Origin of the sequence: Yimella lutea, from assembly GCF_006715095.1 — a bacterium.
GTDB classification, from domain to species: Bacteria; Actinomycetota; Actinomycetes; order Actinomycetales; family Dermatophilaceae; genus Yimella; species Yimella lutea.
Map to the genome: position 1 here is coordinate 1,477,587 of NZ_VFMO01000001.1, position 11,358 is coordinate 1,488,944.

General features: G+C 65.8%; 13 protein-coding genes. 6 read left to right on the forward strand and 7 right to left on the reverse strand.

What is annotated here, in order from left to right; translation table 11 throughout:
• The first annotated feature begins 37 nt into the window (after positions 1–37).
• Complete coding sequence (locus FB459_RS07030) at positions 38–1,642, forward strand: HNH endonuclease signature motif containing protein (protein ID WP_141927949.1); 1,605 nt, start codon at positions 38–40, stop codon at positions 1,640–1,642.
• 156 nt (positions 1,643–1,798) lie between these two features.
• Positions 1,799–2,338, forward strand: a complete 540-nt coding sequence (locus tag FB459_RS07035; protein ID WP_246092357.1) for a GNAT family N-acetyltransferase — start codon at positions 1,799–1,801, stop codon at positions 2,336–2,338.
• Here FB459_RS07035 and FB459_RS07040 read toward each other — a convergent pair whose 3' ends face one another.
• Positions 2,339–2,926 (reverse strand): GNAT family N-acetyltransferase, encoded by a 588-nt coding sequence (locus FB459_RS07040; protein WP_141927950.1) that lies wholly within the window; start codon positions 2,924–2,926, stop codon positions 2,339–2,341.
• Positions 2,927–3,012: 86 nt separating this feature from the next.
• On the opposite strand from FB459_RS07040, the gene FB459_RS07045 reads away from it, so the two are divergent.
• On the forward strand, positions 3,013–3,333 hold the full coding sequence (locus tag FB459_RS07045) for a MerR family DNA-binding transcriptional regulator (protein ID WP_141927951.1): 321 nt from the start codon (positions 3,013–3,015) through the stop codon (positions 3,331–3,333).
• Here the strand turns inward: FB459_RS07045 and FB459_RS07050 are convergent.
• Positions 3,294–4,496 carry an ABC-2 transporter permease gene (locus FB459_RS07050; protein ID WP_141927952.1) on the reverse strand — a complete coding sequence of 401 codons (1,203 nt, stop codon included), beginning with the start codon at positions 4,494–4,496 and terminating at the stop codon, positions 3,294–3,296. The genes FB459_RS07045 and FB459_RS07050 overlap by 40 nt on opposite strands.
• A complete protein-coding gene (locus tag FB459_RS07055; protein ID WP_170221767.1) occupies positions 4,489–5,124 on the reverse strand; it encodes a TetR/AcrR family transcriptional regulator in 636 nt (211 codons plus the stop codon). Before FB459_RS07055 ends, FB459_RS07050 begins: the two co-directional genes overlap by 8 nt.
• A gap of 388 nt (positions 5,125–5,512) precedes the next feature.
• Here FB459_RS07055 and FB459_RS07060 point away from each other — a divergent pair, with 388 nt between their 5' ends.
• On the forward strand, positions 5,513–5,914 hold the full coding sequence (locus FB459_RS07060; RefSeq protein ID WP_129624871.1) for a hypothetical protein: 402 nt from the start codon (positions 5,513–5,515) through the stop codon (positions 5,912–5,914).
• Positions 5,915–6,024: 110 nt separating this feature from the next.
• Here the strand turns inward: FB459_RS07060 and FB459_RS07065 are convergent, their stop codons facing one another.
• Complete coding sequence (locus FB459_RS07065; RefSeq protein ID WP_129624872.1) at positions 6,025–6,975, reverse strand: acyl-CoA thioesterase; 951 nt, start codon at positions 6,973–6,975, stop codon at positions 6,025–6,027.
• A 48-nt stretch (positions 6,976–7,023) separates the two neighbouring features.
• On the opposite strand from FB459_RS07065, the gene FB459_RS07070 reads away from it, so the two are divergent.
• Positions 7,024–7,470: an acyl-CoA thioesterase gene (locus FB459_RS07070; protein ID WP_141927954.1), complete on the forward strand. Its 447-nt coding sequence runs from the start codon at positions 7,024–7,026 to the stop codon at positions 7,468–7,470.
• Positions 7,467–8,084, forward strand: coding sequence for a DUF8185 domain-containing protein (locus FB459_RS07075; RefSeq protein ID WP_141927955.1), 618 nt, complete (start codon positions 7,467–7,469; stop codon positions 8,082–8,084). Before FB459_RS07070 ends, FB459_RS07075 begins: the two co-directional genes overlap by 4 nt.
• Positions 8,085–8,138: 54 nt before the next feature.
• Here FB459_RS07075 and FB459_RS07080 read toward each other — a convergent pair whose 3' ends face one another.
• Genes FB459_RS07080 through FB459_RS07090 form a run of 3 tightly spaced genes read right to left on the reverse strand, consistent with a single transcriptional unit; the run spans position 8,139 to position 11,291 of the window.
• Complete coding sequence (locus tag FB459_RS07080) at positions 8,139–9,863, reverse strand: glycoside hydrolase family 13 protein (RefSeq protein WP_141927956.1); 1,725 nt, start codon at positions 9,861–9,863, stop codon at positions 8,139–8,141.
• A gap of 46 nt (positions 9,864–9,909) precedes the next feature.
• Complete coding sequence (locus tag FB459_RS07085; protein ID WP_281279541.1) at positions 9,910–10,326, reverse strand: globin; 417 nt, start codon at positions 10,324–10,326, stop codon at positions 9,910–9,912.
• A 53-nt stretch (positions 10,327–10,379) separates the two neighbouring features.
• Entirely contained in the window at positions 10,380–11,291 is a 912-nt protein-coding gene (locus tag FB459_RS07090; RefSeq protein ID WP_141927957.1) for a mechanosensitive ion channel family protein, read from the reverse strand.
• Between the last annotated feature and the right edge of the window lie 67 nt (positions 11,292–11,358).

The window sequence follows — 11,358 nt, forward strand, 5'->3', positions numbered from 1 at the left end:
AAGAGAGGTTGTCGGTGGTCCCGCCTAGAGTTTCTTCATGGCCATCAGCTACGAGTTCTACGAACCGGTCTCACCGGTGGAATTCGTTCTGCTGCAAGCACTTTCAGACCCGAAGCAGCGTTTGTTGAACCAGCTTCTGAACGCTTTGGGGTCACCCGCGGAAGTCCTGACATTCGCGAACCGGCTGTCCCGGGAAGCGTTTCACCGGCTCGAATCAGACGCCGTGCGCAACACCGGATCCATTGCCACCGGACGGCCCATCGACCCCGGCGATCACCTCATGCTCGAAGAAGCCATCACCCAATCCGCGCACCTCGCCTCCACCTCGCAAGCCGTTCAAGCCATGGCGATGGCGCGGTACGCCGCGATCGATGAAGAGTTGGTCGATTCCGACACCGGTGTCACTGCGAAGGTCGAGGACGCGCTCGGTCATCAGGCGTCGTTCGCGGACACCGACGTGGCGGCTGCCTGTCAGATGGCACCCCGCACTGCGTCGATCAAGATGAGCAACTCCATCGATACGTGCACCAAAACTCCCGGGTTGCTCGCCGCGGCGGTCGAGGGTTCAATCCCGTACTGGAAAGTCAGCCTCGTTGCCTCGGAACTGGTGAACGCCTCACCCGAGACGTCCCGCCGGGTCGAGCAGCACCTGCTCGACACCAAAGGCTTCAACACCTGGGGTTTCCTCAAAGTGAAGACCGCCGCGCGGGCGCTGGTGACCCAGTGGGAAGAGGAAGCCGCGAAGAAGACCCGCCAGAAGGAAGCCAAAGAAGCCACCGGTGTCTGGGTGCGCCCCTCCGACATCCCGGGCATGGCCGAACTGTGCGCCATCGGACCGGCCGACCAGATCGCCCGCATCTACGGAGCCGTCGACCAATTGGCTGATCAACGGTCCAAGAACCCATCCCCGAGTGAGAGCAGCGACACCGGAGAATCGAAGCCGACGCTCGGACAACTGCGCCTCGGCGCGTTGCACGACCTCGTCACCCAAGGCGCCGACGTCAGCTACCAGGTCGTCATCCAGATCCCTGTCGTTCGTGAAGAGCAACAGGCTGCAACAGCGGCCAAGCGTGCCACCGACGACGCGGAACACGAGCCCGAGGCGTCCCCGGACGACGGATCACCACCACCCGGACAGTCCGCCTCATCACCGCGAGGCCCGGACGACTTTGAATTCGCTTCAGAAACAGGTGAAACCGCCCGGGCGTACAAAGCCGGTTGGGCACGGATCGCCGGGATCGGGTTCATCCGGCCCGATGTGCTCGACGCGTTGATCGAGCAGTTCGGTTGCCGCCTCACCCGAGCACTGGTCGACGCCGACACCGGAGTCACCTGCGAGACCTCGACGACGGCGTACGAGCCGACATCAAGGATGAGGGAGTTCGTCCAACAACGCGACCAAACCTGCCGGTTCCCCATGTGCACTAGGACCGCCATCAGGTGCGACATCGATCATGTCGTCGAATGGCCGCAGGGACCCACTGACGGGCACAACCTCGCCGCACTCTGCCGACACCACCATGACGCGAAGACCAAAAAGCACTGGGACTACCACATGAGCGACGACGGAGTCTGCAGCTGGACCTCCCGCACGGGCCGCACGTATGTCACCTACCCCGACTCCGTGCACGACGCTTCATGAATCAGCCCCGTATGGTCGGGTAACCGTTCAAGGTCACCGGGTTTCGGCGCATGCGCCCTCCTTCGTCGGGCGCATGGCTCAACCAGCCGTGAAGCGACGCCTCAGTGCCAGCCTTCGTCCACCCGCAGGGCCCTCTCCGAGCGGCATAGTGGGGACGTGCTCACCGACCACATGCCGCTCATCGAGACCGGCTCGATCCGACTCAGACAGTTCGCACCCAAGGATTCGCCGCTGGTCGCGTCAGTGAGCGACGATCCACTGATTCCGCTGATCACCACGGTCCCGAGCAATCCTGAGCCGGCCGAACTGGAGGCCTACTTGGCGCGTCAGCACGGACGATTCTCCCAGGGGTGGGGTTACTCGTTCGCGATCGCTGATCGCGACACCGACGATGCCGTGGGTCAACTGAGCCTGGCGCTACGAAACCTGAGCTTCGGCCGAGCATCGGTGGGGTACTGGATCGTACCGGCGCAGCGACGTCAGGGACGCGCGCGGGCAGCTCTGGCCGCGATCACGGACTGGGCGCTCCGATTCGATCAGGTGCATCGACTGGAGTTGTATGTCGAGCCGTGGAATGAGGGCTCCTGGCGTACCGCCGAAGCCTGCGGCTATGAGCGCGAAGGGCTGCTCCGCAGCTGGGAATGGGTCGGCGACCAGCGTCGCGACATGTACCTGTACAGCCGGATCGCCGGCTGATCACCGGTGGCGCAGACGGTGCTCCAGGTTGGCCTTGACCGACGGCCACTCGTGAGCGAGCACCGAGTAGACGACGGTGTCGCGCAGCGCCCCGTTGCGTTCCACCTTGTCGGCGCGCAGGACGCCGTCGAGCCGCGCGCCGAGTCGCTCGATCGCGGTACGGGACTGCTGGTTCGACCAGCTGGTCTCGTATCGCACTGCGGCGCAACCCAGAACGTCGAAAGCGTGCGTCATGAGCAGCAGCTTCGACTCCGGGTTCGTGCCCGAGCCATGGGCCGATTCACGATTCCACGTGTACCCGATCGACAGTCGCGGTACGTCGTGCCGGATGTCGTAGAACGAGGTCATGCCCAGAACCGCGTTGTCCCGCAACCGAACTGCAACGAACGGAACCATTGTTCCGGCATCCCGCATCGCCAACCGTTGCTCGATCATCGGCGCGACACCGTCCGCGGCGGGGGCGGACGTGTACCAGCGGTCCCACATCTGACCGTCCTGCGTCCCCTCCACCAAACCGTCGTGATGATCGAGGGACAACGGTTCGAGCCGTACCAGACGTCCGGTCAGCGTGACGGGTGACAGATCCATGTCGCCGATTCTCGCAGCGGACTTGACCCTCACGCGACGTCAACCCCGGAAGGTCGTCCCATGACGGAAATCGATGACGGTCGAAGATGTGGCGTTCTCTCGGGCTCACGGTGCGAACGCTGCACCACTACGACCGCATCGGACTGTGCGTGCCGAGCGAGCGCTCGCTGGGCGGCTACCGCTTGCACACCGAGGACATGAAGAAGTTTTTCGGTGAGGGCTTGGAGGAAGCACAAGCGGAGGCCGAGCAGCGCTGGAGCGACGCGCGCAGCCGGTCCTTGTGGCGGTTACGAGGCGCGCCGGTTTTGCCTGCTTCGCTGTGGCGTTGCAGGTCGCGCTCCGGTCGTGAGCACGTAGGCTCTGTGCCTCAGTCGGCCTGGTCCATCGGTCGCCGAATGCCCCAGTAGGTGTTGTTGGCTGCGAGCAGGAAGACCAGCAGGCCGACCGCGAGCCACCAGGCCATGGCTGAGAGGTGGAAGCCGAGGCTGTAACCGTCGAGGTAGACGACGCTGCGAACGGCGTCGACTCCTGCACCGTTCGGCAACCACTGACCCATGAAGCGCCACGGCTGGGGAAGGACCTCGTAGTTGAAGGCCCCGCCGGCGGAGGGGTTGCCCAACACGACGAACAGCAGGATCGCGATCCCGACGCCGACAACGCCGAAGACTGCCTCCATGCCCATGGTGAAGATCGAGGCGGTCGCCGACAGCAACATCCCGATCGCGGCCAGCTGCCAGTAGTGGCCGGTCAGTGCGCCGAGCCACTGGTCGACGATCAGGGTGCCGAGTAGTCCGGCAAGCACCGCATAGACCGCGCACAGCGCCAGACGCCACAGCATGCGCCGGAAGTTGCGGGCCTTGCCGCCTCGGCTCAGACCCACTAGTGAAGCCATCAGGTAACCGCCGACCAGCCAGCCGGTGACCAGGTAGAAGCCGGTGATGCCACGACTGTCTCCGGGTTGCACCGGCGCGATGTCCGTCATCTGTACCGAGCGCCCCTGCTTGGCGGCCACCTGCTGGAAGATGAGCTCGACTGCTGCCGCGTCCGATGATCCGGCGGAGGACGCGACCAGAAGGGTGTCGGTGTTCCCGTTGGGGTTGAACAGGTAGACGCCTTGGCGGCGCCGTTCGGTGAGCATCTTCTTCGCGGTGGCCAGGTCGGTCTCAGCGTAGGCGTACACCGGCTTCCCGGGGATCGCGTTCAGTTGGTTGGCGACGTAGGACTGCCAGTTGTGGTCGGAGATCACGCTGACCTGGAGTCCGTGCGGCTGCTGCTGGTGGAAGGCGCCCACATAGGAGGCGATGAAACCCAGGTGCAGGAGGAAGGCTCCGATGACGAGCCCGAGAGAGGAGATGCCGAAGATGTCGCGCAGACGCTCACGGACCGGTTCGTCGGCGCTGCGTTCGTAGCCCGGACGGGGGCCGTCGGTAAGGGCCGGCGACGACCCCACCGGCGTCGTTTCCTTCGGTGGGGCGTCGCCCGCGCAATGGGTGTCCTCGCCCGGCACCTGCTCGTCCTCGTCGGGGGCCCGGTGTCGGGGGGTCTGGTCAGGGGTGGGGAGCTCAGGCATGGGTGCTCGATTCGTTGCGGGGCAGGCAGGCTTCGATGAGACGTTCGACCCGTTCGTCCATGTCGTCGGCGCGGATGATTCGCCGGTCGCGTGCCCGGTTGGCTTCGAACAGGACACCCGCGAACAGCATGGTGGCTGCCTCGGCGGCTCGTGTGCTTCCGGCTTCAGCAAGTAAGCGGGCCATCGCCGCTTCAAGATCGGCGACGAGGGAGAGCACGGCTTGGCGGTGGGGGCCGGGCTGGCCGAACAGGAGTTCTCGGGCCACGGCGACCGTTGTCGCCGGCTCACGCAGTGCGATGTCGACGAATGGTGCGAGCAGGTGTCGCAGCGCACGTACAGGATCGCCTGGCGGTGCCGACTGGATCGTCAAAGGTACGAAGTCCGACCAGCGGTCGGCGGTGACCATCATCAAGAGTTCAGCCTTCGTGGCGGCGTACGTGAACAAGGTTCCGATAGCGATGCCGGCGTCCTGTGCGACGTGGGCGACGGTCATCCGGTCGTAACCGTGTTCGGCGAGCTGCGCCTGCGCAGCGACAAGGATCGCGGCACGCTTGCGGGACTTCGCTGCTTCACGGCGCCCACCCGGAACTGGGTTACTTCGATGCGGGGCCTGTGTAGTCGACGTCACCTTCTGATCATACGCAAATAGCAGTAGCGCACTCAGAAATGAGTTCGCTCAGTTTGAGGGATGTTGGAGGAGGAGGCCATGCACTACAGCAGCGGGAACTAGGAAACCTCCGCCCGGCCGCAACCGCCGGAGGGGGCCCGAGAACCGCCGCGTGGGGATCGTGGGTGCCGGGTCGGCGTCCCTGTCCAGTGCGGTCTTCATGATCCGTGATGGCGGGGTTCGCCCGTACGCCGCCTTGACCCCACACAGGTCGGGCATTTGCTGCGTGAATCAGTCCCTATTCAAGCAAGCGGCCGGGTCGACCAAGGCGTCAATCTCCAAGCACATCCCACCAGCGGACCCTACCCGCTGGTAAGCTCGCCGCGTCCACCGCAAGGAGAAGAAGCCCATGGCAGAGCGCACCCGCACCCCACTGAACGAACGTCCAGGCTTCCACCACGTCGCCGCCGCCACCTGGCTGCTCATCGACATCGGTGCCTTAGTGATCCTGGTGGGCATGCTGGCCATCTTCCAGCCGCAGAAGGGTCTGCTGCCCGACCCGGCCTGGCTGACCGACCCGATCGCCGGATGGGTAATCGGTAACATCCTCGGGATCCTGGCCTACAAAGTCGTCTTGAAGCTGCACCCGGCCGCCATCGCCGCAATCGCGCTGATTGCCGTGGCACTCTCACCGCTAGTGTTCGTGAAGTACACCGCCATGGGCGCCTTCATCGCCGGCCTCGCGATCGGCATCGCCGCCGGCAGCCTCTACTGGCGCGCGCACAAGGACGCCCCGGCGACGCTGCTCTGATCCCGTATGCCGGCAGTGGGTGCGTGACGCGATCGAGGCAAATGCAGTCCGCTGAGTTGCGTTCGAAATCGAAAAGGCCCGCTGCACCAGAGCGGGTCCTGTCGACTTCGTCAGTCCTGTTTCAGGCGCAACATGCCCTCCTGCGCGACCGTGCATAGCAGCGTCCCGTCGATACCGTAGAGACGACCCATGCCCAAGCCGCGCCCACCGGAGGCCGACGGCGACTCCTGCTGGTAGAGCAGCCATTCGTCGATTCGCCCGGGACGGTGGAACCACATCGAGTGGTCCAGGCTGGCTGCGCGCAGGCGCGGGTCCGACCACACCAAACCGTGCTTGCGAAGCACCGACTCGAGCAGCGTGTAGTCGGAGGCATACGCCATCACGGCGGCGTGGATCAGCGGGTCCTCTGGCAACTGCGTGATCGTCTTCATCCAGACGTTCTGCGCCGCGTACTTCTGTCGGCCCGGTTGGAAGAACAGCGCCCCCTCGACGGTGCGGACATCGATCGAGCGACTGCGCCAGTGGTCGGCCACCGGGTGGTCGATGCCCTCGAGCTCCTGCGGCGTGGTGCGCACCCGGTCGGGTTCAGGCACCGATGGCATCTCCGACTGATGTTCCAGCCCCTCGGCCGGCACCTGGAAGGACAAGGTCGCCGACAGCAACGTCTGACCGTTCTGCATCGCGTACACCCGGCGGACCGAGAACGACCGCCCGTCGCGCAAGTTCTCGACGGCGAAACTGATCGGCTTGAGCGAGTCACCCGGGCGGATGAAGTAGGCGTGCAGGGAGTGGATGGGGCGCTCGTCGAGCCCGGCGTTCGCGCGGATGGAGAGACCCGCGGCCATGACCGACTGAGCCAGCACCTGACCGCCGAATGCACGCTTGTGTGGGGTCTCCTGGCTGCGACCGACGTACAAGTCCATCTCGTGGCTGTGGTTGTCGTCCGGGTCGGTGGACGCGTCCAGCGGGCCGAAGCGCGTGGTTCCCTCGTGCTTGAGGTCGAGTACATCGAGCAGGTCCGCGACGGCGTCGAGGTCAGGGGTGTCGCCGGAAGAAGTCACGCCGACACTCTAGCGACCCACGGGTAGGGCACTTGCGATGATGGACCCATGCCGAAACGTCCGTACTACATCGACGTGCCGTTGCGCTGGTCCGACATGGACGCCAACCGCCACGTCAACAACGTCCAGTACCTCCGCCTGCTGGAGGAGGCGCGTGTGCTCGGCATGCGCGACTGGTTCGGCGATCTCGGCCACGACAAGCAGCCGTTGCTGGTGGCGCGCAGCGAGATCGACTACCTGCAGCAGCTGCCGTACCGCGGTCCGACGATCACCATCGCGATGTGGGTGTCGCGTATCGCGGGTGCCTCGTTCGACCTCGCCTACGAGGTGCTCTCCTGCCGCGACGAAGACGCAACCGTGTATGCCCGCTCGGAGGGAACGCTGGTCACCTTCGACGTCGAGACCCAGCGACCCACCCGCATTTCGCCCGAGATGCGCGCCGACCTGGAGAAATTCTTCGGTGATCCGGTGCCGATGAAGCGCCGCACCCGATGACCACGCTCCACTTCGAGGATCAACGATCGGCGGACGACTTCGCGACCTTCATCCGGCGCGCATTGCGTGTGGCCCCCGATGGTGCCCTGCGACTGCAGGCCTCCGGCACGGTGCTGGCGTCCTGGGTCGAGGTTCTGCCCGGACGCAGTCTCACTCATACCGGACTGACCCTGGGCCTGCGGGTGCAGCGGCTCACCCAGCCCGCCGACCTCGACATCGCTGTGGCGCTTGTTTCCGTGCGCGACCGTCTGGCACGCGGCGTCGAGACTGTGTTTTCCGTTCCGCCGCAACAGGTTTCGGCGCCCTGGCTGGGTATCTCCGCGCCTCGATCAGGCTGGGAGCCCGCAGCGACGATCGCCGTCGCGCGCCTGCAGGAGATCGCACGTGAGGGCATCGCCGAGGTCGCCGTGGGCACTCCGGTCGTCGCCGGTGCAGCCGCGGTCGCGAACCTCCGCGAACGCGTGTGGGGACGTGTTCCAGAGGAAGGCATGCCTGCGGGCGCAGCGTTCGCCGCCGACGCGCTCGGCTTCCTCGTCGGTGACGAAGCCTCGTGGCATCGGTGCGGTCGGTGGGGACGCCTCAGCACCCCGGCAGGGTTCGTGCTGACCCGCTGAAACGAAGAATCCGCGCGAACCGAAGGGGGTCCGCGCGGATTCCGAGGCGGCCGGTCAGGCGGTGAACCAGACCGCCGTGTCCGTAGGCAGAGTGGTCGTCACGCCAGGCTCGCTGGACACCAGAACCGTTGCGCCAGAAGAGAGTTCGAACGGATCAGAGCCTAGGTTGACGGCGACGTAGGTCTGCTCGGCGCGGCACTCGACACGGAACACGACTGTGTCGGCGGGGGAGTCGAGCTCCACGATCGAACCCTCACCCAGGTCCCGCTCGCGACGGATACGCAGCAGCGTGCGGTAAAGCTCCAAGGTGGAGTCCTCTACGCCGTCCTGCTGGTCGACGGCCAACGATCCGTAGACCTCCGGCTGCGGCAGCCAGGTCTCACCGGTGGTGTTGAAGCCGAACGCGGGTGAGTCCTTCTCCCAGGCCATCGGGACGCGGCAGCCGTCGCGGCCAAGTTCCTTGCCCCCGGTCCGCGCGAAGGTCGGATCCTGACGGAACTCGTCCGGCATCGAGGTGTGGTCGGGCAGGCCGAGTTCCTCACCCTGGTACAGGTACGAGCCGCCCGGCAGGGCCAGCATGAGCGTCGTCGCGGCGCGCGCCCGGCGCAGACCGACAACCGCGTCCGGCTGCTCGTCATCGGCACCGATCCCGTTCGGACGCGGGCGCCCGATCGGCAGACCTAGGCGACTGGCGTGACGCACGACGTCGTGGTTGGACAGCACCCAGGTGGTGGGTGCGCCGACGCTGTCGTTCGCCGCGTACGACTTCTCGATCACCTCGCGCAGGTCCTCGGCGCGCCAGGCACCCTGCAGGAAGTCGAAGTTGAAGGCCTGGTGGAACTCGTCCGGGCGGACGAAGGCAGCCGCGCGCGAGGGCGGGTCGACCCAGGCCTCGGCACACATGATGCGGTCCTTGGAGTCGTCCCCGGTCGTGTTGTACGAGTCGAGGATCGCGCGCCAGTCGCGGTAGATCTCGTGGACGCCGTCCTGGTCCCACATCGGCGGGTGCTGCTTCTCCATGTCGGTCAGGTCGAGCATGTTCATCGCGCCGGTCCAGTCGGGCAGACCCTCTTGCTTGATGAGGCCGTGCGCCACATCCACCCGGAAGCCGTCGACGCCGATGTCGAGCCAGAACTTCAGGATCGACTCGAACTCCTCGCGCACGCGCGGGTTCTGCCAGTTGAAGTCGGGTTGCTTGGGGTCGAACAGGTGCAGGTACCACTGCCCGGGCTGTCCGTCGGCCTCGGTGACACGGGTCCAGGCCGGCCCACCGAAGACGCTCTGCCAGTTGTTCGGCGGCTCTTCTCCGTTCTCGCCCTTGCCCTCGCGGAACATGTAGAGATCGCGCTCGGGGGAGCCCGGCTCTGCGGCCAACGCGGCCTTGAACCACTCGTGCTCGTCGGACGAGTGGTTCGGCACAAGGTCGACGATGATTCGTAGGCCGAGCGAGTGTGCTTGGGTGACAAGGCTCTTCGCGTCGTCGAGCGTACCGAAGATCGGGTCGATGTCGCGGTAGTCGGCGACGTCGTAGCCGGCGTCCGCCTGGGGGGAGGTGTAAAACGGCGACAGCCAGACGGCGTCGATACCCAGATCATGCAGGTAGGGCAGGCGCGAGGTGATCCCCTTCAGGTCACCGACGCCACCGCCCTTGGCGTCGGCCCAGGAGCGGGGGTAGATCTGGTAGATCACCGCGCTGCGCCACCAAGCGGAATCGGTGGCACCGCGGTGCAGGGTGGTGCCGGTCTGAGACAGGTCGAGTTTGGCGGAAGTCACGGTCATCAAGTTTCGTCCTCGTGCGGCCCCTCACACAAATCGGGGCCGCTGGTCAGGCCTGGGAAAGGCCGGTGACGTCCGGGCGATCCTCGGGTGCGTTCACCAGGGAGTAGGCGGCCCGCGTGAGGTAATCGCGCAGCAGGTTCTCCAGTGCGGGTTCGAGGTCGAGCGTGTCGACCGCGTTCATCATGTGCAGCAACCAGCGGTCGCGCTGGGCCGGAGTGATCACGAACGGCATGTGCCGCATCCGAAGCCGTGGGTGGCCGCGCTGCTGCGAGTAGGTGGTGGGACCGCCCCAATACTGTTCGAGGAACATGCGCAGCCGCACCTCGGCGGGGCCGAGATCCTCCTCGGGGTACATCGCGCGCAACTCCGGGTCGTCCGCGACACCCTTGTAGAACTCGTGCACGAGCTTGTGGAAGGTGGCTTCGCCACCCATGAGTTCGTAGTACGTCGTCTGCTCGGTCACGCCGCCAGTCTTTCAAACCGCGGTTTGCGATCCCGCAGGGGAGGCAGTACGGCTCAGATACCGGCACCCGCCGAGTACGGCGGCAGCGCAGGACCGCGGATGCCGGCTGCGTCCAAGGCGTTCTTACTGCGCTCGCGCACCTCACGGGACAGCGCGTACTGTTCGCCCGGCACGGTCTTGGCGATGATCCGTAGCGTCACGACGCCACCGCTGACGGACTCGACACCCGCGACCTGCGGTTCCTCGAGCAACACCTCTTTCCACGGGGATTCGTCGTCGATGGTGCGGGTGACGGTGCGCAGGGTGTCGAGAGCCTTCTCCACCGGCTGGTCGTAGGCGATCGGGATGTCGATGAGTGCGACGGCCCAGCCCTGAGACTTGTTGCCGATACGGATGATCTCGCCGTTGCGGACGTACCAGACGACACCGGCCGCGTCGCGCAGCCGGGTCACTCGCAGCGTGACCTCCTCGACCGTGCCGATCGCCTCACCGGTGTCGATCACGTCGCCGACTCCGTACTGGTCCTCCATGATCATGAAGATCCCGGACAGGAAATCCTTCACCAGGCTCTGTGCCCCGAAGCCGAGGGCGACACCACCGATGCCGGCCGAGGTCAGCAGGGGAGCGAGCGGCACGCCCAACTCGGCCATGATCGTCAGCGCGGCGATCGTGAAGATGAGGACTGTCGAGATCGATCGCAACAGTGAACCGACCGTCGCCGCGCGTTGTTTGCGTCGCTCGTTGTCCAGGCCGGTGGCCTGCCGCAGCACCCGCGTCGCGCGTCCGCTCGTGACCCGTTCGGCCGATCGCTGCTCCATCATCGCGATCACCTTGCGGATCGCGCGGTGCACGACCCAGCGCAGGAACAGCGCGATCACGACGATCCCGGCGATCATCAAGGGAGTGCCGAGGAGCCGGTCCCAGATGGTGACCGGCAGTTGGTCGCTCACGGTGAAGTCGGGCATGTGGCCAAGTTTCGCAGGAGGGCGAGACAAGGTTCGTCAGGCTCCGCCGGGCGTGCGAAACTTGCGG